At 44.3% G+C, this 24,338-nt stretch carries 15 protein-coding genes; all 15 read right to left on the bottom strand.

The annotated features are described in order from the left end of the window. Positions 1–9: 9 nt before the first annotated feature. Positions 10–1,128 (bottom strand): molecular chaperone DnaJ, encoded by a 1,119-nt coding sequence (gene dnaJ, locus DESDE_RS17775; RefSeq protein ID WP_014795409.1) that lies wholly within the window; start codon positions 1,126–1,128, stop codon positions 10–12. A gap of 111 nt (positions 1,129–1,239) precedes the next feature. Next, the gene (gene dnaK, locus DESDE_RS17780) at positions 1,240–3,084 is read right to left on the bottom strand and encodes a molecular chaperone DnaK (RefSeq protein ID WP_014795410.1); all 1,845 of its coding nucleotides are present in this window, start codon (positions 3,082–3,084) and stop codon (positions 1,240–1,242) included. Between the two features lie 25 nt (positions 3,085–3,109). Continuing rightward, a complete protein-coding gene (gene grpE, locus DESDE_RS17785; protein WP_014795411.1) occupies positions 3,110–3,751 on the bottom strand; it encodes a nucleotide exchange factor GrpE in 642 nt (213 codons plus the stop codon). Between the two features lie 17 nt (positions 3,752–3,768). After that, positions 3,769–4,806, bottom strand: coding sequence for a heat-inducible transcriptional repressor HrcA (gene hrcA, locus DESDE_RS17790; protein ID WP_041917295.1), 1,038 nt, complete (start codon positions 4,804–4,806; stop codon positions 3,769–3,771). 244 nt (positions 4,807–5,050) lie between these two features. Then, complete coding sequence (locus DESDE_RS17795) at positions 5,051–9,829, bottom strand: cell wall-binding repeat-containing protein (protein ID WP_041917296.1); 4,779 nt, start codon at positions 9,827–9,829, stop codon at positions 5,051–5,053. A gap of 392 nt (positions 9,830–10,221) precedes the next feature. Then, positions 10,222–11,298 (bottom strand): response regulator, encoded by a 1,077-nt coding sequence (locus DESDE_RS17800; RefSeq protein ID WP_014795414.1) that lies wholly within the window; start codon positions 11,296–11,298, stop codon positions 10,222–10,224. Between the two features lie 59 nt (positions 11,299–11,357). Further along, on the bottom strand, positions 11,358–13,310 hold the full coding sequence (locus DESDE_RS17805; RefSeq protein WP_014795415.1) for a sensor histidine kinase: 1,953 nt from the start codon (positions 13,308–13,310) through the stop codon (positions 11,358–11,360). Between the two features lie 29 nt (positions 13,311–13,339). Next, entirely contained in the window at positions 13,340–14,467 is a 1,128-nt protein-coding gene (gene hemW / locus DESDE_RS17810) for a radical SAM family heme chaperone HemW (RefSeq protein ID WP_014795416.1), read from the bottom strand. 174 nt (positions 14,468–14,641) lie between these two features. Next, positions 14,642–16,447: a translation elongation factor 4 gene (lepA, locus tag DESDE_RS17815; RefSeq protein WP_028305619.1), complete on the bottom strand. Its 1,806-nt coding sequence runs from the start codon at positions 16,445–16,447 to the stop codon at positions 14,642–14,644. Positions 16,448–16,696: 249 nt separating this feature from the next. After that, positions 16,697–18,493 carry a flavocytochrome c gene (locus DESDE_RS17820; protein ID WP_014795418.1) on the bottom strand — a complete coding sequence of 599 codons (1,797 nt, stop codon included), beginning with the start codon at positions 18,491–18,493 and terminating at the stop codon, positions 16,697–16,699. Between the two features lie 232 nt (positions 18,494–18,725). Next, positions 18,726–19,454 (bottom strand): response regulator, encoded by a 729-nt coding sequence (locus DESDE_RS17825; RefSeq protein WP_014795419.1) that lies wholly within the window; start codon positions 19,452–19,454, stop codon positions 18,726–18,728. After that, on the bottom strand, positions 19,451–21,052 hold the full coding sequence (gene dcuS / locus DESDE_RS17830; protein WP_014795420.1) for a DcuS/MalK family sensor histidine kinase: 1,602 nt from the start codon (positions 21,050–21,052) through the stop codon (positions 19,451–19,453). The genes DESDE_RS17825 and dcuS overlap by 4 nt, the downstream gene beginning before the upstream one ends. 9 nt (positions 21,053–21,061) lie before the next feature. Beyond that, positions 21,062–22,627 carry a murein biosynthesis integral membrane protein MurJ gene (gene murJ, locus DESDE_RS17835; RefSeq protein ID WP_014795421.1) on the bottom strand — a complete coding sequence of 522 codons (1,566 nt, stop codon included), beginning with the start codon at positions 22,625–22,627 and terminating at the stop codon, positions 21,062–21,064. Positions 22,628–22,685: 58 nt separating this feature from the next. Next, the gene (gene spoIIP / locus DESDE_RS17840) at positions 22,686–23,765 is read right to left on the bottom strand and encodes a stage II sporulation protein P (RefSeq protein WP_014795422.1); all 1,080 of its coding nucleotides are present in this window, start codon (positions 23,763–23,765) and stop codon (positions 22,686–22,688) included. Between the two features lie 76 nt (positions 23,766–23,841). After that, positions 23,842–24,174 (bottom strand): phage holin family protein, encoded by a 333-nt coding sequence (locus tag DESDE_RS17845; protein WP_014795423.1) that lies wholly within the window; start codon positions 24,172–24,174, stop codon positions 23,842–23,844. Positions 24,175–24,338: the final 164 nt, after the last annotated feature.

Genomic DNA, 24,338 nt, shown 5'->3' on the forward strand with positions numbered 1-24,338 from the left:
TCCTTTTAATTATAAATCGATGGCATCCCGTATATTTTCTTTGACCTTTTCGAAGAAGGACTTTTTACCCATTTGTTGTTGATCGCTGGTAACCTCTCCGAACTCACGAAGCAGTTCCTTTTGGCGGTCGGTGAGTTTAGTCGGAGTGGCTACGACCACCCGCACATGCTGATCCCCTCTCCCGTTGCCACGGCGATAAGGAATACCATGACCTCTTAGACGGAACACCGTGGCGGTCTGAGTTCCTTCGGGGATCTTCATTTTGACTTTGCCATCCAGGGTCGGAATATCGATCTCCGACCCAAGGGCAGCCTGTACAAAGGTTATGGGAATCTCGCAATACACGTCGTTCCCTTCTCTTTCAAAGAATTTATGGGCTTTGACATTGAGGACCACATAAAGGTCTCCGTATGGTCCCCCCCGCAGTCCCGCTTCCCCGCTGCCGCTGAAACGAAGGTTAAGACCATCCTCTGATCCTGCGGGGACATTGACTTTAATGGTTTTGACTTTCCGTGTGGTTCCTTTTCCGCTGCATTCTTTACATGGGGAAGATATAAATTGACCTGAACCATTACAGTTTGGACAAGTTCTTGCAGTTTGAATCGCTCCAAAGGGGGTTCGTTGGGTAGCCTTAACCTGCCCTGTTCCATGACAATGTGTACAGGTGGTAGGATGAGTTCCAGGGGCTGAACCAGAGCCATGACATTCCGTGCAGGCCTCTTGACGAGGAACTTGAATTTCTTTCTCGGTACCAAAAGCAGCCTCCTCGAAAGTAATGGTTAAGTCATAACGAAGGTCATTCCCTCGAGTGGGGCCTTGCCGACGCTGACCACCACCGCCGCCAAAAAACATATCGAAGATATCCCCAAAGCCGCCAAAATCTCCGCCAAAACCTTGCTGGTTGGGATCGAAGGCGGAATGGCCCATTTGATCATATCGAGTACGTTTTTCAGAATCGCTTAAGACATCATAGGCTTCGGTTGCCTCTTTGAATTTTTCCTCTGCCTCTTTATTTCCCGGATTAACATCGGGATGATATTGGCGGGCTAGTTTTCGATAGGCCTTTTTGATTTCTTGTTCGTCAGCGTTCTTAGAGACTCCGAGTACTTCATAATAATCCCGTTTCATGTTGTTCCTCCATCACTCCTGATTCTCCCTCTTGAAGCCTTATCCGTCTTCAGTACATGATGATTGGGCACAGGGGAAAACACCTGCACCCAACTTTTTCCTTCATTCCGATTATTTCTGATCCTTATCTACTTCAGTATATTCGGCATCGACTACGTTGTCATCTGCTTTTGCACTACCCATTCCGGGGTCTGCTCCCATATCCGGTCCCGGTGCTGTCCCACCGGTTTGTTGATACATTTTTTCAATGATGGGATAAAGCACCTTGGTTACTCCTTCGGTCTTTTCTTTGATCAGCTCCACGTTCTCTCCGGCAGCAGCGGTCTTTAATTCTTCAAGAGCTTTCTTGATCGGCTCTACTTCATTTTCAGGAATCTTACCTTCAAAGTCCTTCAGGGTCTTTTCGGTTTGGTAAACCATAGAGTCTGCTTGGTTCTTGGCATCAATCAATTCTTTGCGTTTCTTATCTTCGTCGGCATGGGCTTCAGCGTCTTTTTTCATTTTCTCGATTTCTTCTTGACTTAAACCTGTAGAAGCGGTAATGGTAACCTTTTGTTCATTACCTGTAGCCATATCTCTAGCAGAAACATGGACGATACCATTGGCATCAATATCAAATTTTACTTCGATTTGAGGGATGCCGCGGGGAGCAGGCGGGATTCCGGAAAGTTGGAACCGGCCTAAGGTTTTATTATATGCCGCCATTTCACGCTCTCCTTGGAGGACGTGGATATCCACAGAGGTCTGGCTATCTGCCGCAGTAGAGAAGACTTGGCTCTTTGTGGTCGGAACTGTGGTGTTGCGATCAATAATCCGGGTAAATACTCCGCCCAAGGTTTCAATTCCCAGGGACAATGGAGTGACGTCCACGAGAATAATATCCTTCACTTCACCGGCCAGAACTCCACCTTGAATCGCCGCACCTAAGGATACCACTTCATCCGGGTTAACACCCTTATGGGGATCCTTGCCGCTTAGCTTTTTAATGGCTTCCTGTACAGCGGGAATCCGGGTGGATCCGCCTACGAGAATGACTTGATTCACATCACTCCAGGACAGCTTAGCATCGGCTAAAGCTTGACGAGTAGGTCCAAGGGTCGCTTCTACCAAATCCGCAGTCAATTCCTCGAACTTAGCCCGTGAAACATTCATATCTAAGTGGGCGGGTCCTTCGGCCGTCATGGTGATAAAGGGCAGATTCACATTGGTGGTGCTCACTCCGGAAAGCTCCACTTTGGCTTTCTCTGCAGCTTCTTTTAAGCGTTGGAGGGCAACACGGTCTTTAGTCAGATCCACACCTTGATCTTTTTTAAATTCAGCTGCCATATAGTCAATCAGACGTTGGTCAAAATCGTCCCCACCGAGCTTGTTGTTCCCGCTGGTGGCTTTAACCTCAACCATTCCCTGAGAAAGCTCAAGAAGGGACACGTCGAAGGTTCCCCCCCCTAAGTCAAAGACCAGAACGGTCTGATCCTCTTGCTTGTCTAAACCATAGGCTAAAGCTGCAGCCGTAGGCTCGTTGATAATCCGCTTAACCTCCAGGCCGGCGATGGTTCCGGCATCTTTGGTAGCTTGCCGTTGGGCGTCGGTGAAATAAGCGGGGACGGTAATAACGGCCTCGGTGACCGTCTGTCCCAGATAAGCTTCAGCATCTGCTTTCAATTTTTGTAGAATCATTGCAGAAATCTCTTGGGGAGAGTAGTTTTTATCATCAATTTTCACTTTGTAATCCGTTCCCATATGTCTCTTAATAGAGAGCACAGTTTTATCCGGATTAGAAACAGCTTGACGCTTAGCCACTTGACCTGCTAAACGTTCTCCTGTCTTGGAAAATCCAACCACAGATGGAGTGGTCCGATTCCCTTCCGCGTTGGTAATAACGACGGCTTCGCCGCCTTCCATAACTGCTACACAAGAGTTGGTGGTTCCTAAGTCAATTCCAATCACTTTACCCATGTTCAATACTTCCTCCTTATCGCACCTAGCGGGACACTTTAACCATACTAGGACGTATTACTTTTTCTTTAAGATAATAACCTTTTTGGAGTTCCTCTACAACGGTGTTCTCCGGGTGTTCCTCTGAATCCACTTGGAGTACTGCCTCGTGTATATTAGGGTCAAAGGGCTGCCCCACCGCCTCAATAGCCGCCAGTCCTTCTTTGGCGAGAATGCTTTGCATCTGCTTGAAAATCATCTCCACTCCTTGGGAAAAGGACTTTATATCTTGAGTGGTCTTAGATGCCTCTATCGCTCGTTCAAAGTTGTCCAATACAGGCAGCAGCCCTTCCATGACACGTTCCGATGCATATTTGGCAAAATCCTCTTTCTCTTTTTGTGTCCGCTTGCGATAGTTGTCGAACTCGGCTTGTAACCGCTGAAGATGAGCATAGTATTCATCCGCTTGGTTCTTGGTCTGGTCAAGCTCCGCCTGAAGGGTGAGCACTTTTTCTTCTAAAGAAACATCCTGCTCCCGGGAAGATTCATTACTCATTTCGTCCTCCTGGGCAACTTCTTCTAGGATTTCTTCAACGGTATCCGTTAAATTTTCCTTAGACTCTTGAGCATTCTTATTTTCCCATTCGGTATGACCCGATGGAGGGGTTTTCCCGCCCCAATTCATCATTTCTGAAACCACCTCTCCTAGTTCCTTCGTCGTATAGTAAGAAGCTCAGTGAGCGTTCTTGTCATATAATCCACCATGGCTATAGCCTTCCCATAATCCATACGGGTAGGTCCAATCAAACCGATGGTACCCAAAGGCTCTCCGTCAATCCAATAGGTCCCTGTAATAATACTACAGTCCCGAAGTTCCTTTAGTTTATTTTCTCCACCAATGGTAACTGCCAGACCCTCTTTCTGGGGATGGAGCACTTTTATGATCTGATCTCCCTCTTCAAAAATCTGGAAAAGGTTTTTGATCTTTTCCACATCCCGGAATTCAGGTTGGTTCAACATGTTCAGAGTTCCACCCAGATAGACCTTATTGGATTCTTCAGGGCCATTGCTCAGAATAGCGGAAAGAAGCTCCAAAGCATTGTCGATCAGGAAGCGTTGACGAGTCAGTTCGCTATATATCTCGTGAAGCATATCCCTTTTCACTTCTTCCATAGAATGCCCACGCATCTTATGGTTAAATACGTTGGCAATTCTCTGAAGTTCCTCGGCCGTTACATTTTCTCCAATATCTACAATTTGATTCTCCACCACACCATTTTCCTTGACCACTACCATGATGGCTTTGCTGGGTTCATAAGGAAGGAAGTGTATCTGATTAAAAGCACTCTTCCCCTTGTCCGGCCCTATCACGATACTGGTCAAGTGAGTGAGCTCGGAAAGCAGTTTGCTGGAATGAGCAATGACAGTCTGAATCTCCGCAATCCTCTTCGTGGTCTCCTTTTCGATAACATCCTTTACATCATCAGTAACATTGGATTTCTCCATGAGGCAATCCACATAATACCGATAACCCGCATCCGAAGGAATGCGGCCTGCTGAAGTATGAGGCTGTTCGATAAGACCCAGCTCTTCCATATCGGACATTTCGTTACGAATGGTGGCCGGCGAGATGCCTAAATCAAATTTCCGAGCGATGGTCCTTGAACCAACCGGCTCAGCAGTATTTACATAATCCTGAACGATAGCCCGCAGGATCTTCTTTTTTCGCTCGTCCATCTGCATCAACATAACCACCTTTCCACCTTCGTTTTTCCTTTGTTAGCACTCGACCTCAATGAGTGCTAACGATTTATGATATTATAGTACCGCTCTCATTCTTGATTGTCAAGTATCAGGCAAGCTAAAAAAGGCCGTCCAAATTGCACTAAAAAAGAAAGCATCATAAATAGTAATTCCTATTTATGATGCCCATCTCACATGACTATTTATTTGCTGGGAATCAATACGAATCGTTTTTTCTAAGGCACTACTCTACCAAACTCTTGAGTTGCTCCTCTATAGCAGGACTGACAGCCCCCTGTCCACCAAAAATTACAATATCAGAAGGTTTTCTTACCTTTAGATAATTTTTGAGATCGGTACTTAGGGTCTCCCCTACCAAGATTAGAGGATCTTTCAATTTGGCTGAATAAACACTTCCGGCCAAAGCATCCGGGAAATCCCGACCAGTTGCTATGCTTACTCCCCGTCCGCTTGGGTCGAAGTATTGGGCAACGGCCAGGGTACTTGCATAACGATCCTGTCCGCCAATCCGAACGATGTTCTCTTGTCCCAGCCCGGTAAGCTGTGCCACTTCATCTCTGACTCCATCGCTGACCGCCCCTTGCAGGCCAATGATATACACCTTACTGGGGTTCCGCTGGAGTAATTCTTCCCTGATCTCATCCGGTATAGAATTGGGGTTAACGATAAGAAGAGGGAATTGTTGTGCCGCAGCAATACTGCTTACGGACAGGGAATCCGGGAAGCTTTGCCCTGAAGCAATGACCACCGGTCTGCCTTGGGTAACGTCCAGATGCTCGGAGATCCTGGCAGCCGTTCCATAGCGATCCGCCCCGCCCAAGCGTATGATATTGCTGAAGCCATTGTCTTTTACACTGTCTTCCACATATTGGCTTACCGCCCTGGTTCCTCCCAGGATATACACCGTTCCCTGGGGCTCCAGATAGCCTTTTAGGTATTCTATAAGCTTTTGACAATCGGTTTCACTGTGTCCAACCAGCAGGACAGGCGCTTCTTTTTTATAGGCCAGCACACTTCCGGTTAAGGCGTCAGGAAACTCATCCGATCTGGCTACAACCACACTTTTCACTTTACCGTAATAGCTGCCCCGGGCAATGGCTAAAGCAGTATCAACCCGGTTCGCTCCGGCAAGTCTTTGCAGCCCTTGAGAGGCTACCATTTGGTATTCATAAACATTTTTGGTACCCTTTTCACTGATCCTGATCACAAATAACCCTTTTCCGGAAATATTGAGAAGGCCATTGGTGTCAAAATCGGCAATTGAAGAGTTGCTGCTGCTGATTGCGTAAGCACTTTCATTTAGATGACCTACACTAATCAACCGGGGCGTACGGTTTTCTTTTTGAGCATTGGCTTTTTCCCGCTCATTGTATTGGTTTATCGCCGCAATCAAAATCTCCTTTTTGGTCAATCGATCAGCAGGAACAACCAGCGCCGGATTTTGAGGATTGACAAGGTTGGAAGTATTCTCTGCAGGAGGAGTGATTGGAGGAGTAACAGGGCCTATCGGAGCAGAACCGCCACCACCGCCATCGTCTCTATCCCTGTCCCGCGATTCCATCTGTAGATCATAAAGGACAATGTCGGTTCCCACATGGATTATACCATCTTTGATCCAGCTGTCCCCAATGGTTTCCTGGCGCTTATCCCGACGGCTATCGTAGGTGTAATAGCCGGATTTTTTAGCAATGATGTAATAATCCCCGTCAGGGATGACCATCCAGGCATAGTATCCAGTGCTTGATGTAGGCTGGGGATTGGCATTATTATTGGTTGCAGCCGGGTCAGCCGGCAAAGCGACCAATGTCCCCGGGGTACGACCGTTATCCTTATTCAGTTTAGTATCCGCCCAGTAGAGTTCCATAGTTACCCCGCTGATGGGCAGCCCCGTATCACGATCCGTGACCGTGCCATAAGGGTCGATAAGGATTGTGCTGATCACGATCTCACCATCAGCGGTTACAGTGGCTACGGCCTTTCCTATGGTGAGCTTTTGGCCGGTACCGCCAACATTATGTTTCAAATTGATAGTGTAGGTTCCAGGTGGGAGGTTATCAGCCTTGAAAATTCCCTCGCTCGTTAGCGCACTGGAACCGGGTGGAAGGGAAACCGGGTTTTGATTGCTGTCGACAAGCTCTATTTCATAGCTATTTCCACTTAATCTATGAGCACTGCCATCAGGGGCTTTCATCAACGCTACCCCGGTAATGGTTTTGGAAGAATCAAAGCTCTCTTTCGCTGCCCCTGTAATCTCACCGACAATACAGGTGTGAGTAAAGGTTACTTCCCCCAATGGTACACCATCTACAATCACAGGTTTTGCAATGTTCACATTATAAGGCATATTTCCCTTGGGTACGGCAATTTTGTATTTTCCGTCAGACCCGGTAATCATTTTAGCGTAGAAGTCGACGATGCCATCTCCATCAAAATCCTCTGCTACCTCTACGATAGCCCCTGCTACAGGCTTTCCTGTTGCATTATCCATAACAATGCCTTGGATGCTGCTGGGCTCAAAGGTTACTATAATTTCACTGGCAGCATGAAGATTCTTTATATCATCGTCGACCTCTGCCCGAACAATAACAGTTTTGCTTTCAATTCCGGACAAATTCGCTGACTTATAAACTACAGAGCATTTTCCTTCATGATCCGTAGTTGCCTCAGAACCACCTGGGAAACTTCCAATGGCGGAATTCCCATCAAGGGCGCTGAAGTCTACTTTAATACCTGGAATCGGATTATTATCCTTATCAGTAATCAGAGCATGGAGGGTGGTAGTCTGCTTCCCGTCTCCAACAATACTGCTGGGATCGGCAACCAGGGTGATAATAAAATCCACCAATTCAACATCTTTAGTTAAGGTTAAGTTGCCGGAAGCATCTACTCTGACAGTACCATTGGAACTATTGGGCATAACATCAATATCTGTAGTCTTGGTGCTGTATTGGGGATTTTCCACGACGATCTTATATTTGCCCAATTTTACTTTGTTAAAAGAGTACTTTCCGTCTTTGTCAGTCTTTGTTCTGTCGATTTCATTGCCGCTGAGGTCCTTAAGGATAACAGTGGCCTCTGCTATTTTTTCATCTGTCTTCTGATCAGTCACAATCCCATCCAGATTCATGGATGAGGGCAGCTGCACCGGGCCTTGCCCTTGGCTGACCACTGGTGAGCCCTTTAGAACTCCGGTTTGGGCAACCGGGGTGACTTCAAAGAAAATGTATTGGCCCTGATCCTCAATGCCTAAGGTGTAGGTCTGGGAGGTTGCCCCATCAATGGGAACTTTGCCAGTTCCATCCTGATTTTGGCCCCGGTACCACTTGAAGGTAGTTCCCCCTTTCCCCTTCTCCTCCAGGTCACCGTTCGCATCAGAGTAAGTATAATTACCGGTCAGGGTTTGACCGACTTCAAGCTTGCCGGTAATGCTTACAGATGTTGCAGTCGGAGCTGTGTTGGGATTTTCCTGGGTTGTCGCATCGGCGGTATTGGAAATCCCTCCATTTCCCCCTCCGCCTATCAAAAGTCTAAAATAGTATTTTGTATTATCCTTCAAGCCATTGACCGTTGTCTGAGCTGATTCCGGATCGAGGGGCATACTAGCTGTACTCTCTTCCGGGAAGTTACTGTCAGTTGAATATTGAAGAATTACTACTTCAGCATTCTCCGGTGCCGTATAGTTCAACTCAACGGAGCCATAGGGGTCCTCGCTAGAAAGTTTGGCCGTCAAATCAAGTAAAGGCCAAGTATAGGGAGTTTTATCAGCATCGGATATGGACACATCAGTAATCGTAAAGTAAGAAAGCATGTGGCATTGATGTCCAATATGACTAGCAATAAAGCCAAACCCATTACCAGCATTATTTACCTGATTTAACGTTTGTTCCAATACAACCGAGGGCTGACCTTCTACCTGATCAGTTAACTTAACATTATCAGAAGTTATTTCAAGTTCCAGTGAGTGTTGATCACCAGAAGCAGGGGTCACTGCGGCCCCAACAATCTCTTTGATCTCACTGAAGGAAGTTAATTCTCCACCACTGGTACCTGTCTTATTGTAGAAACTATTTATGTCTACACCATTTATCTGGAATAATCTGATTTTTCTTTTGCTTATATCTTCGCTATCATCACTTTTCACTGCACCTGTAAAGAGAATCGCATACCCATATAGCTTTCCCGCCTCTATTTTGCTATTAAGCAAAATGCCTGCGCCTTCCATGCTGTGATAGTTAACCTTGGATAGATCCATATCAAATGTAATTGTTTTCTTTGACGTGGATACACTGGGTAACAAAACAAAGTCCTTATATGCATTTGTAGCGTAACCATAAAACGTAACCCTGGTTCCACTTCCCTTTATTATAATATGTTGATTATAATAAAGCCCCAGAGGACTATCGTCGCTAACACCGTTCTCATCTTTAGGATAAGCGGGCGGTGAGGCATTATCTTTCTTGAATGGCGTTCTTGGTAACTTAACATCTTCACCCCAGTTCCCCGTGTGACCATAAATCTGCCAGGGTATCGGCTCACTTACATAATCCACTTCTACCCTGTCACTCTCTATTCCGCTGGAGGTAACCGAAACGTAGACCGTTCCCTTCCCTTTACCAAGCTGAGGAATCTCTATTGTTACTGAAGTTTCACCTGAAGCTACTGTGCCCTGTCCAAGGATGTCGCCCCCTGTTGCCTGATCATATACTTTTACAATATCTCCGGGCAGTAAATCTGTGACTATTACTCTATCGCTAATACCTTCTATGTAGTTGATTGCTGATGGGGTAGTCACAGTAATACCTGAAGGAGTAGTCGACTGGATTTGAAAGAATGGTTCTTCGAGACTATTGTTGTCATCCAGTATATCGTTCATGATAACCCCATCAGATTCTGCGGCAACTGAGACAGCTCCAAATGGACTATACACCAGTAGGCAAGCGGTTAATAACCAAGTTATTAAAAACTTGAATCTGCTTTTCAGGTCATTCCTCCTGAATTTCATGTTAGATCTATTGTTCACTAATAGTAAAGCCTCCTTTCGCTCCATATGAGCTCACCATACTAATGGTCAGTCTAAATTCCCAGCAGCCATTTCCTAATGTAGCCAAAAAAGCAAATCATCTGAGGAATACATTTTAACTTATTCAGAATTTAAGCATCTCATTTCTCTCACCACCTATTTCGTTTAATAAGACAGACCTATTAATACGGGTATTCTATATAATAAAGAGAGCTACCTTACAAAAAACTTACATCCCCATATAAAAAAAAACCGCCGCAAGGCTTGCTAAAACAGCCATGCATCGGTTCTCATACTTAAATACCATCTTTATAATTCTTATCTTTTATCTTCTATCACAAAATAATTTTTCTAAAATCATAGTTAAAATGTTATCAATTTGAATCTAAATCGTGCTTGTAGATCAATTCTTCCATTGTCACTTTTTCTATGATCGCGGAAATCCGTCTGACTATCCGTTTATCCAGTTTAGTATCCAATAAAGATTCAAGCTTCTCCATGAATTCATCGTTAAGGGGAGTATGTCTTAAAACACTTTCTACAACGTCCAAACCTTCACGATAGCGTTTTTCTTGAAAATAATAGTAGAAAAGCTTTAATGCCAGCTTCTGGTAGATCGCCAACATTTCCACTCTCATCTGATAACACCAGAAATAGTCTTTTCCTGCCAGCAAATCCCCTTTATAGATTTTCATAGCTCTTTGCATAGAGCCTTCATCGTCAAAGGATAGGGAATTAAGCAGCTCCTTTACATCCCAATGCAATTCTGTTAGAGAGATAAGTCGATAGGTCTTTTTTACTGCTTGAATCTCAAAGCCTAAATTATTTTCTTTAAAGGATTGCTTCAACCGAAATATTGTTGTATATAGACTTTGTTCAGCTTTATGAGTTTCAGTATTAGGCCATAGCCTATCCATCAGGACCCATTTAGACACGGAACAATCATTAAGCAATAAATAAGCAAATAGCTCTTCTGCCTTCGCGGTCGTCCAGCGTATGGGCATTTGACTCCCGATCTTTACTTCAAAACCACCAAACATCCTTATATCGATTGAATTGCTTTCAGTCTTGTGTTTACTTTTTCCTATCCCCTTTAGTTTGTATACTCTGTTTATAGAACGATCCAGCTTTTCCTCGACAACGGGCTTCAGTATATAGTCCAGGGTATTGACATTAAAGGCATTAAGGGCAAATCGATCATAAGCAGTCACAAAGACAAAAGCCACTTGATCATTTATCTCGGCAATTTGCATTGCCAGTTCAATTCCATTTGTACCAGGCATATCGATATCCAAATATACCACATCAGGTTTCAATTTCTCAACATTCAGCAACACTTCAGAAGGCTTCAGAAACTTCCCGACAATTTCTACATCCTTCCTCTTGCTGAACATTCGCTCCATGAGATCAAGGGCTGGTTTCTCATCATCCACCAAGATCACTCTCAGCATTAAATCTCCCCTTAACACTAGAATCCATATCATAATTACCGGCTAATCCTAATCAGGCCTTACTCACTCTCGTCAATTTCAAAATAAACCTTTGTGCCCATACCTTCGGTACTCTCAATCTTTAAGATACTGCCCAAGGAATGTTTCAACCGTTTTTGAACACTATACAGACCGACCCCTCCTAAAGACTCTTTACCTGTGTCTCCTTTTCCATGATTAAGGATTTGCATTCTCCGCTGATTGTGAATCCCTATACCATCATCGGATACCTGGATCATAATGTGACTTGATTTCTTACTGATTTTGATTTGGACGGTTCCCCCTGCTTCTTTTTTGATTATGCCATGTCTTATAGCGTTCTCCACCAAAGGCTGTATGGAAAGAGCCGGAACCTGACATTGCAGCAGCTTAGGGTCGATATCGAAGAGGACTTCCACTTTGTCTCCAAAACGTGCCTTTTGGATATCCACATACCCATAAACCATCATCATTTCTTGCTCAATGCTTATAAGGCCATTGGAATGCTCAAAATCAAAAGATCCCCGAAGATAATTGCTAAAGCTTCTTAAAAGCTCTCCCGCCTTATGGCTATCCGAATAACAATACGAGATGATGGTGTTTAAGGCATTATAAAGAAAATGGGGCTTAATCTGGGAACGCAGGAAAGCATACTCTTTTTCGATATTTTCTTTCTCTTGCAGTGCTAATTTTAAAGATATCTCCCTATTCTTCACATAGAGATCGGATAGTTGGACAGCTAAATAGACCATTAACTTGAGTGCAAGAATCAAACTAAGCATAAACCCGAAAAACATATCCTCTATTAATCCGAAGCTGAAAAATGCCAGATTCACCACGTATAAACTGAGTACCCCTAAGGCACAAGCCAAGAAGCCAAATTTAGTCCTTTCCTGTTCATTCTCCTTTACTATGTTATAGATATAGACCGCTCTTATGAATATTCCAATATAAATAATAAGCTCGATTATGCCGACGAGGATACAAAGATAAGCGTATATGCTTAAAGGAAGAAGAAGTAGGGCCACGGCGAATAGAGCATACAGTCCTAAAATTATATGATAAACTTTTATCGGAATAAAATTTTTATCCAGCTGTTTAAGAAACACAGCCAAACTCATAATGGTTATAATCAGCGAAAGCTGAAGGAGTTTATAGGCGGCATCAAAGGGGATGTGGGGAAATAAAAATAAAAGAGTTCTTTCCCCATACATGGAATTGGTCAATGCGTGAAAAAAACAAAATACAGCCATACTCATAAACATTTTATTTTTTTTATGCCTAAAAAGAAAGAAGTAGGATAGAAAACAGATCCATCCGATTGTAAAAATGATCCCTACTATAATCAATTCTACCATGGACCTACGGTTGCTCAGCTCTAAAATATCCTGAGTTTCCCCTAAGAGAAGGGGGGCAACAATCCCTCCATACATATAGTCATAATTAGACACTTGTACGAGGATTTCAATATCCGAGGAGTGCAGATCAAAGAACCCCACGCGAGGAATATTACTAAAGAGATACTCGTTTTCTAAGAGGGCAGGCCGGCCATCTTGTATTATTTTTTCTCCATTGACGAATACGGCGCTTGACGTTCTGATATTCGATTTTTTGATAGCGAGGACTTCCTCACTTGGTACATTTTTCACTAATAGACGATAGGTTCCTGATCCCATTGCGGCTAATTGGGTTTGATCCAGATTTCCTATCCAATCGGACAAAACATTCAAATACCCGGTCATGGCAGGATAGTTGGAATGTTTAAAATCATCGGGAGAAAGCAACTGCCCCCAATAAAATTCCCATTCCCCATTGAGTTCAATGATTCCATCATCCGAAAAATCCCAAGCCGAAAGATCAAGAATTCCCTTCTCGGCCATAGGAGAAGACCTTTTCATAAATTCTTGATTTAAAGCACCAAATAAAATTGGAAAAACAACAATAGGAATAAAAAGAAAGAGGATGAACAACTTGCCATTATCTGAGATTTTCATTGTTTTTCTCCCCTGAGCAAGATACAATTTCACACAAATTCTTGCAACACTCCATTAGCGACAAACCAATACTCTGGTTTTAAGAGAAGGGAGCCGTCTTCGATCCTTAAGACACCAGCCTTAAGGTAACGCTCCAGAACAGCAGGATAGAGCTCAAAAAGATCTGCACCATATTCATTTTTGAACTGAGGCAAATTAATCCCATCTTTAAGACGCAGACCCAGTATTAAAAGTTCTACCATTTGCTCACGTTTTGAAAGAAATTCATTCTCTTTACTATCCACCGGAAGTTCCCATTTGGATAGCATTTTCTCATATAAAAAAATATCTTCAAAGTTTTTAAAACGGCGGTTTTTTAGACAAGATACGGCACCTGGCCCTATCCCTAAATACTCCATCCTTCGCCAGTAGCCAAGATTATGCTGACATTCATAGCCTGGAAGTGCATAATTAGAAATTTCGTAATGTTGGTATCCCGCCTTGCCCAGAATCTCTCTAGTCAAGTGGTACAACTCGGCTTGGGTATCATCATCAGGAAGATTAGCAATCAGCTCTTTATTTAGGGCAATAGGCGTACCCTCTTCGACCATTAGTCCATAAACAGAAATATGCTCAGGCCGGATCCTAAGAGTCTCTTCCAAAGTATCCCGCCAGTCCGCCAGGTTCTGCCCTGGCAACCCGAACATCAAATCCAGATTAAGGTTCTTAAAGCCCGCCTCCCTGATCAAGCGTACCGCATCCTTAACCTCTTCGGATCGATGGATTCTGCCGATCTGTCTCAATAAGTCATCATTTAGGGATTGAACACCTAAAGACACTCTATTGATACCTTGTTTGCGGAGCGTCTGGAGCTTCTCAGTCGTCAGGGTACCCGGATTGGCCTCCATTGTTTTTTCCGCCGAATCTTTAAACTTAAAATTACTGTTGATGATACTTAAGAGAGTATCTAATTCCTCCTCATTTAAAGCCGTAGGAGTCCCGCCCCCAATAAAAAGGGTAGACATCCCCTCTTGAACCTTCTGTTGCCTTAAGTCAGCCTCGCGGTTTAAGCTTGTCAAATAACCCTCAACCTTAGATCGTTGCAAAGGTTCCGAATAAAAAGCACAATAATTGCATTTCTTCACACAAAAAGGAACATGGACATAAAGAGAAGGCATACCTTCACCCCTTTCATGGGGGGCTCTCCCCAAATTCCTCATTATAAAGAGGCAGCGAACTCCATGCCCTCAAAGGGCAGACAGTTCGCCATGTCTTATCAAGTATTCGAATTTCAGCATGTGAACGGCATTTGACTTAAGGCACATGTCACAAGTACCTGTCCCCATGATTCACTAGTCGTCGATCTTCAGCACTGCCATAAAGGCGTCCTGGGGAATCTCAACGCTTCCCACTTGTTTCATGCGCTTTTTACCTTCTTTTTGCTTCTCCAGGAGCTTCCGCTTACGGGAGATGTCCCCTCCGTAGCACTTGGCCAGGACATCCTTGCGCATGGCTTTGACGGTCTCTCTGGCGACAACCTTTTGCCCAATAACCGCTTGAATAGGCACCTCAAACATCTGACGGGGGATGATCTCCCGTAACTTTTCCACTAAGCGACGGCCACGGGCATAGGACTTTTCCTTATGAACAATAAAAGAAAGAGCATCCACCAGCTCACCGTTGAGGAGAACATCCAGCTTAACCAGGGAAGCCGCTTTGTATCCGGCTAATTCATAATCCAGGGAAGCATATCCTTTGGTTCGGGATTTAAGCTGATCAAAATAGTCATAGACAATCTCACTTAAGGGAAGTTCGTAGATTAAGCTGACCCTGTTAGCCGACAGATAATCCATATTGAGGAAATTACCCCGCTTTTCCTGATTCAGCTCCATGATAGCTCCCACAAAATCCGAAGGCACCATAATATTTGCTTTGACGATAGGCTCTTCAATGGTCTCTATCTCATCGACTTTAGGAAGGTTGGAGGGATTATCAATATTTAAAACCTCTCCGTCGGTTTTATACACTTTATAGACCACACTGGGTGCAGTTGTGATCAAATTCAAATCGTATTCCCGCTCCAAACGCTCCTGAATGACATCCATATGCAAAAGTCCCAAGAAGCCGCAACGGTAACCGAAACCCAGAGCGCTGGAGGTCTCCGGCTCAAAGACTAAGCTGGAATCATTGAGGTGTAGCTTCTCCAAAGCGTCCTTCAACCGACCATAGTCACTGGAATCCACAGGATAAAGACCACAGAAGACCATGGGTGTAGCCTTGCGATACCCCGGCAGAGGATAAAGTGCCGGATTTTCCGCATCGGTAATGGTATCCCCCACCTGGGTATCTCTTACGTTCTTGATACTAGCAGCAATATAGCCTACTTGACCCGCTTTAATTTCATTAACGATCCTTAAGGCCGGGGTAAACATCCCTACTTCTGTAACATCAAAAACTTTCCCTGAAGACATCATCTTAATCTGGGTTCCTTTAGCCACACGACCTTCCATGACTCGGACATAGGAAATGGCTCCTTTATAAGCGTCGAAATACGAGTCAAAAATCAAAGCCTTTAAAGGTGCATTATCATCCCCTTGGGGCGGTGGAACCTTGGCGACGACGGCTTCCAGGATATCTTCAATTCCAATTCCGGCTTTGGCAGAAGCCAGGATGGCTTCACCGGCATCTAAGCCAATAACATCCTCGATCTCCTGCTTAACCCGCTCCGGTTCGGCACTGGGTAGATCTATCTTATTAATGACAGGAATAATCTCCAGATTGTTTTCCAAGGCCAAATAGACATTGGCTAAGGTCTGAGCTTCAATCCCTTGAGCAGCGTCCACAATCAATAAGGCTCCTTCACAGGCTGCCAAACTACGGGATACTTCATAAGTGAAGTCAACATGACCCGGCGTATCAATCAAATTCAATTCATAGGTTTCTCCATCCTTAGCTGGGTATTGCAAACGAACGGTCTGCAGTTTAATGGTAATCCCCCGTTCCCGCTCCAGATCCATATTATCCAAGACCTGGGCTTCCATTTCCCGCTTACTGAGAGCTCCCGTATATTCGATCAAACGGTCGGCAAGTGTGGATTTTCCATGGTCAATATGAGCAATGATTGAAAAGTTGCGTATACGTTGTGAGGCCTGTGCCAAGTTTTTACCCCTCATTTCAACAAAATCCAGTTTTGTATTAGAAAAAACGATTTTTAAGATATATTCTAAACTAATATTATACTGCCAATTACTTATTTGAGCAAGAATTGAAAGAGAAGGGCAAGGAAAATTTCGCTCCATTTCACATTCTGCTCTGATTTTCAACACCCCTACGATATAAAAAGAAGAAGCAATTACTTGCTCCTTCTTATTTTCTATGAGGTTTAATCAACAGAATAACACGGAACTTTATTTTGCTCCTTCTAAAGCTTGGGCTACAGCTTCCATAATACCTTTACTGGTCATAGTGGCACCACCGACGACATCCACTTCAGTGACTTGCTTTCTGATGATTTCACCAACCACGCCCTCTTCAGCGTTCTCGAATATACCGGGGGTTTCGGCATGCTCCTTCAGCGTTACTTTAATAACTTGACCGTCTTTAACCACGACTTCTACCTTAATCTCGCCACCTTTACCTTGGCCAACACCAGTGTAGGTGCCGTCTTTGTAGTTAGCTTCGACTTCCGGTTTCGCCTCAGCAGGTTTAGCAGCAGCTTGGATAGTGGGTTCAGTGATTCCACCGTTCTCCATCACATAAGCATGAGCACCAGATCCGGCGATACGACCAAAGATTACAATATCGGCAACCGCATTGCCACCAAGACGGTTTCCACCATGAACCCCACCGGTAATTTCACCACCGGCAAAGAGTCCCGGAATGGGATTGCCCTCTGTGTTGAGTACTTGAGCCTCTGTATTGATCTTCACCCCACCCATAGTATGGTGAATTGCAGGAGCACATAATCCGGCATAGTATTTAGATTGGGTAAGAGGGAACTCCATACTAGCCCGTCCAAAATCCGGGTCGCTGCCAGATGCTTGATATCCGGCGTACTTTTCCATGGTTTCTTTCAAATTAGCTGGGTCGACACCGATTTGTTCAGCCAGACCTTCAATAGTATCGGCTTCAAAAATGATTCCACCCTTGATATAGGATTCGATAGCTTTTAAGCTTTCACGGACTTCTTGATCGAATAATAGATAAGCTTGACCACCCGTTTGTTTCAAGATGGCTTCTGAAACCACATCACGAGTTTCTAATTCATTGATGAAGCGCTTTCCTTCTTTATTCACGAGAATTGCCCCATTACCACGAACACCTTCAGTGTACATGGTTTGGTCAGTAGGATTTACAGTGGGATGGGTTTGAATTTGATCCATATCGACGAAATCAGCACCGATTTTTTCGGCCATGACGATTCCGTCCCCTGTAGCCCCTTTATGATTGGTTGTTGCAAAACCTTTCAGGGACGATTTGTACTTGGTCACCATATCTGCATTGGCTCCGAAACCACCGGTAGCCAAAACCACAGCTTTGGCATTAATGGTATAGGTTCCTTCTTCACCTGTTACTTTAACTCCGGTTACTGCTCCATTAACATCGACAAGAATTTCTTCGGCTTTGGTATTAAGGAGAATGGGAATGCCTAGCTCTTTAACTTTATTGTTTAAGGTAGTAACGAGCATAGGACCAACAGCACTTGTATCTGAGGGACGGTGAATCCGTTTTACACTGGCTCCGCCAAACATACCGACCACGCTTAAATCGCCGCCGATTTCATTGACCCAGTCTACCGCAGCGGCAGAGTGTTCAGCCAGAGTTCTAACCAGTGCTTCATCATTGAGGTTATGTCCGCCCTTCATGGTATCCTCCACAAAAAGCTCGATGGAGTCTTCAATCCCATCTCTTTCTTGATACTTAGTAGGAGCTGCATTTAAACCACCTGTGGAACGAACACTGTTTCCGCCTGTAATGGGCATCTTTTCCACAAGAACCACATTCTTCGCACCATCTTGTACCGCTTGAATAGCTGCAGTCATTCCTGCTCCGCCGGCACCGATAACTACGATATCCGCACTTTTGTCTTGTACGACAAGTGTACTCGTTCCAGGAGTTTCATTGGTTGCAGATTCCGTGCTACAGCCTGTGATAGGACCAACGACCATTAAAAGGGCAAGAATCAACACGCTAATCTTTTTCATACTCCTTTTCCTCTCCTTTTCAATTTTTGTCTAGAAGGCTTAATAAGCCCTTTGCCGACTATTTAACCTTCCTTTTGTCCATAATAAATCTTTCACAAAATATTAAACAGTTTAAGTAAGTTTAAAAAGAGTTATGTAATTTATGAAAGTGAACATAGTCCAATTAAGCCTAAAAAAAGGAAAGTATCGGAGCATTCACCCCAGTACTTTCTTTCCTGATAAATAGCTAATTCTACTGAATTTCTTTTAAATACTGTTTGAAGTCCTTTACTTTCAACTGATTGATTCGATGATAATTAACCGGCCTACCTACAGCTCCATAACTGATCTCTGTATTCAAAACCTCTTGCCCGCGTAAAAAGCTTATATATTTACTCATGGAAACGCGAGAAATTCCTACCCTCTGAGCCATTTCCTCTGTGGTGAAGGATGTATCACAAGTTACCAGGATATGATCCCAGACCAATTTTAAGGTGTCTCGGCTAATGCCCTTTGGCAGATCAGGTTTTTTCTCGACAATCTCTTCCTCTTCCTTATTAAAAATCTGCTCATCCAGATCCTTTTGGCTGAGCTTTTCCTTGTTTTTCATAAGCAGTTCTCTTTTTTTGTAAGCATTAAGTGCATCCCGAAAACGCTCATACTCAAAAGGCTTAATTAGATAATCCACCGCGCCATGCTGAAGAGCCTTGCGAATGCTTTGGCTATCCGTGGATGCTGACACAATAATGACATCAGATTCTATCTCGCTTTTTCGAAGTTGAGTGAGAAATTCCAGACCATTAATGCCGGGCATAAAAATATCGAGAAGAATTAAATCAACCTTTTTCTTTTTTAACACCTTCATAGCTTCAGCTGCCGATCCAGCACTAGCAACCAGTTGAAATCCTCCGACTTGTTCCAGATAAAGACGATTGAGTTCAGCGACCATCGGGTCATCTTCTATAATTAGTGCTTTAATCATAGCGTCTCCTCCAAAGGGTCGTAAGGTAGGAAAATTTTAAAGGTGGTACCTTTATTATCTCCTGAATCAATATGAATTCGCCCTTTTCGTTGTTCCACACTTTTCTGAACCAAAAACAATCCAAAACCGCGGCCATTGGATTTAGTAGAATAGCCTTTAACAAAGATATCTTTCATGACAGGAGTGGGAATTCCTGATCCCTGGTCAGAAACCCGGATGACCAATTCCCCTTCACTGTATATAAGGCTGAGCTCTACCTCTTTATAATCTTTCTCTTTTACGGCCTCAAAGGAATTGGTTAAAAGATTTCCGATAATAGTTACCAGGTCATGAACCATGGATGAATCTTTGGCCTGGGGACAATAACTCTCTTCGTCGAGCACCAGTTCACCGCCATTTTCCCGGGCATAACTCATTTTAGCTTGGATAAACCCTGCAAGGATAGGATCTCGGATATTACGGACAATTGGTCCGCCCTTGGTTTGATATTGATTGGCGATCTGACTTACATAAGGTCCTAATTGATCATAATTCTTCATATGAACCAAACCCAGAATCACATGGATTTTATTCATAAATTCATGGGCCTGAGCTCTTAATGCCTCCGCATAAATCTTTACCCCGGATAGCTCTTCCCCTAATTGCTTAATTTCTGTTTTGTCCCGAAAGGTTGAGACAGCACCCACAATTTCCCCATTCACTTTTAAAGGCACCGTATTAGTAAGAAGAGTAACTCCCCGAACATCATATTCTAAATCCAGCACCGGCTCACCCTTATCAAGGACGTGTTTAAATACTGGATTAGGAATCATCTCCATATCAACTTCTTTTACATCACCGATTCCTGCCAGGCTCATGAGGCGCGTCGCTTCAGCGTTGGTTAACGTGACCTCTCCCTCAGCATCGATAGCTACGATCCCTTCTCTCACCGACTCCAGCATAGCGCTCCGTTCCTGAAGAATCCGAGCGATCTCAAAGGGTTCCAGCCCAAACATAATTTTCTTGATGCGCTTGGCCAAAAAGATCGCCCCCAGGATTCCCACAATAAGCCCTAAGCCCATACCGAAATATGTTTTTGACCGGCTTTCTTTCACAGCCTCTTCAACAGTATTCATAAGAATACCCACAGCGACGGCGCCCACTTGCTTACCCTCTTCATCAAAAACGGGAGAGAAGGCCCGCATGGACAAACCTAAGGTTCCTTCAGCTGTGGAAATATGTTCCTTGCCCTGCAGAACCGCTCCTTCATCTCCTCCCATAAATGGTTTTCCCAGTTCATTAATATTGGGATGGGATACACGAATACCTTCCATGTCCATGACCACAATGAAATTTACTTTAGTCAAGTCCATCAATTCACTGGCATAGGTTTGAATCTCGCTTTTATCCCGCCGATCACCGAGGCCTTCAATAACGATAGGTGAATGGGCCACGATCCGGGATATATTCACTGCCCGACTGGCAATATTTTTCTCCGTAACGGTGGCTACTTCTTCGCTTACCAAAACATTCGTAACCAATAAAGATAAAGCCACCACTAAGCAGATTAATATTAGTATTGTTTTTTCCAGGCTGAGATAATTCCTAGGTTTTTTCATTGTGCCGACTTACCCTCTCTTGAAGCGTTTCTGGAACAATCCTAGGGTCTGGTCAAATTCCTCCATCCCCATAATCTTTGTTATACCGGCAAAAATAAGTGCGCCTATAAAGGTTCCCACCAGCAAGACAAAGACGGAAGCAAATTTTCCCACTCCTACAAGGGAGGTCAGCCACTGCCCCCCAAACCAGACTGCAATCCCCATCACACCGGAGGCCAGCAACGTCTTCAGGGTGGTTGTGAGCATTCTCCAGCCGTCGATAGATTTCAACCGCTTGCGCAAGAGATAAAGGAGCAGGATCATATTAAGCAGGGCGGCTAAGGAAGTAGCAAAAGCCAGACCGCCGCTTTGCAGGGGTTTGACCAAGAGAAACATGAAAGCCACATTGGCTAACATGGAGATAATGCCGATGATGACCGGAGTCCAGGTATCCTGAAGAGCATAAAACATCCGAGGCAGGATTTGAATCACGGATTGAGCGGAGATCCCTACAGCAAAGTACAAAAGAGGAATAGCCGTAGCGAAAGTATCTACAGGGGTAAAGGCACCATGCTCAAAGAGTACCCGAATCAAGGGATAGCGTAAAACAATCATTCCCACAGAAATGGGTAAGGTAATAAAAATTACCATACGCACAGCAAGAGATGAAGTCAGAACAAATTCTTTCCACTTATTCAGTGTAGCATGTTCGTTTAAGGTTGGAAACACAGCTACGGCAATAGCCAAGGCAAAAATACCCACCGGCAGTTGGTATAAACGGTAAGAGTACCACACTGCCGTCAAGCTGCCTTCGATAAGGTGGGACCCTAAGTTTGAGTTTACCACCACTTGGATTTGGTTCAAGGAATAGCTGAGAATGATGGGAACGGCTAGAACCGCTATTTTGCGAACTCCGGGATGCCGCCAATCAATGATAGGGTAATAACGAAGACCTTGACGGCGCAGAGCAGGTATCTGTACCACAAAGTTAAGCAAGGCTCCCACCACGACCCCGATAGCAAAGCCTGAGATGGATTCCGGATCATCGGGTCGTGCCAGAATCACACCGAAGACAATGACGCTGGCATTATATAGAACCGTACCCAAGGCACTGGGCCAAAAGATTTTATAGGAGTTTAAGATTCCCATGGTAATTCCGCTTAAAGCCAGGAGCAGGGGTTGAATCAAGATAATTCGGGTGAGAAGGACCGTTAGAGCTTGGTTTTCCGCCGTAAATCCGGGTACCTGCAAGCGAATAAAATGGGGAGTAAAGATCAGGGCTATGATAACTAAAACACTTAAAAGCAAGAGGATTAGATTAATGAAGGAACTGGCTACCCGCCACCCTTCCTCTTCCTTTCCTTTATGGATATATTCCGAGAATACAGGAATAAAGGCAGAGCTCAAAACTCCGCCTACTAAAAGCCAATAAATTAAATCCGGAAGAATAAATGCCGTTTGATAAGCATCGGTCACTCCCGTTTTTCCATAGAAATTCGCCATCAAGGATTCTCTTAAGAAGCCCAGAATCCTTGAAGCAAGCTGTGTAAGCATTAAGAGTCCGGCCGCCATAGCTACCGTCCGCGTACCTGACATAATTTCGTCCCCTTTTGCCTCTCATCTTGATGCCAAAATTCTCTAATATGGAATTATATCATTCTTTCAACCAATCCGCCAATAAGCTTCCCAAGATTTCTGCAGTCCCTTCCGCCTCTTCATAGGTATTCAGTTGACTACCGATTTCAAACAGAATAGCTCCATCCAGCAAATGCTGATTATAGCGGGCATCCGAGGCATAGGTTATTCGGGGAATAAATAATCCCGGATATTTCTCCTCCGCAAAAGCAATAATCTCTTTGGCCAGGGCGTCATTCTTTTCCCAATGAGGATTTTTTTGGCCGATGACGATCATTACCCGTCCAACTTCTTTGCCCTGGATCATAACCGTGGACTTATTGACCCCTGGAGGCAGCCCATCCCGATGAAGATCCAAGAGGAGTTTTATAGAAGGATAATTCCTGACCAAGGCTGCGGCAGTATATACTGACTTACTGTAGGCTTTATTGAAATCTTCAACATCATGAAGTTCCAATGCTTGAACAGCTCGAATACCATGCTTACCTAAAGATTCCTTCAACGTTTTTCCGACACTGACTATCTCTCCGTTCCCCCCATCATCCCGTTCCTCTCCCCCGTCACCGGCGTAACTTTCCGAGTTGTGAGTATGATAAATACCAATAAGCACCTTATCATCCAGGGGGAGAACCGGTTGGGTTTCTGCTTGCCCCTTGGATGGGTTTAGCTGTATCTCCTCTAACTCAGGGATTTCTCCTTCATACTCAGGGTCTCCTGGGTTATAAGCCCAACCAATCCAAGCCGGCCCCCCAGGCGGCGGCGTGAAGTAGCTGAAAAAATAGGTACGCGCATCGGCCACATTGACACCAGTCAATAAAAAAGTTCCCAAGGAGACCCCTTGAGTTCTGACCTGATTAAGATACTCCCTCTCGGGCTGCGAATAGCCAGGGATTCCTTCCAAAATAATCGCTTCAAAAGGGAAACTTTGCTGGGCCATGACCCGAACCAATTGGCGGGAGGTTCCTTTTTCTAAAGCATAAAAAAATGAGCTCAGGAAAAGAAGGGTCAGTAAAACAAGCAGGAAACCGCGAGCCCATCGGGTAGAGGGCCAAAAACTCCATCGCCACTTCTTCGGAGAAAACATATCGTCCTTCAACAAAAAACTTGTCCCCCTTTCCTTCTTTACTTAAGGAATATGAGGGACAAGTTTTTGTTAGAACCTTTTGTGTATTGAATTAGCGTAATTCTGTGGGTACAAAAGCATCAACGATTCCGATGACTAAGGATGCCAGGAGAGCCCCAATAATACTGACTTGGATCGAGCCGGGTACAATAAACTGGCTGACGTAAATCACTACGGCAGATACCAAGAAGCCAACAACTCCCCGATGCACCCGGGTAACTTTATCCCGTCCAAAAGCAAGCTCTACTACATATCCCAATACAGCAATGACAACGGCTGCAATGAGTGCCCCAGTAAAGCCGGCGACTTTAAGACCGGGTACTATGTAGCTGACTAGGAGAAGGACCACGGCTGAAACAAGAAAGCGGACGATCATTCCTAACATATGTTGTTCCTCCATTTCAAATTGAATTTTAGGCATTTAGCCTAAATGCATCCTTTATAGTCTGAACAACTTTTATAAATATTATTTATCCCGCATTAATCCTTGTAAATTTTAGGATTCAATGATAAAATAATCTTTGCGTATTCTGATGGAAAGATTCGATC

The organism is Desulfitobacterium dehalogenans ATCC 51507, assembly GCF_000243155.2.
In the GTDB taxonomy this organism is placed as follows: domain Bacteria; phylum Bacillota; class Desulfitobacteriia; order Desulfitobacteriales; family Desulfitobacteriaceae; genus Desulfitobacterium; species Desulfitobacterium dehalogenans.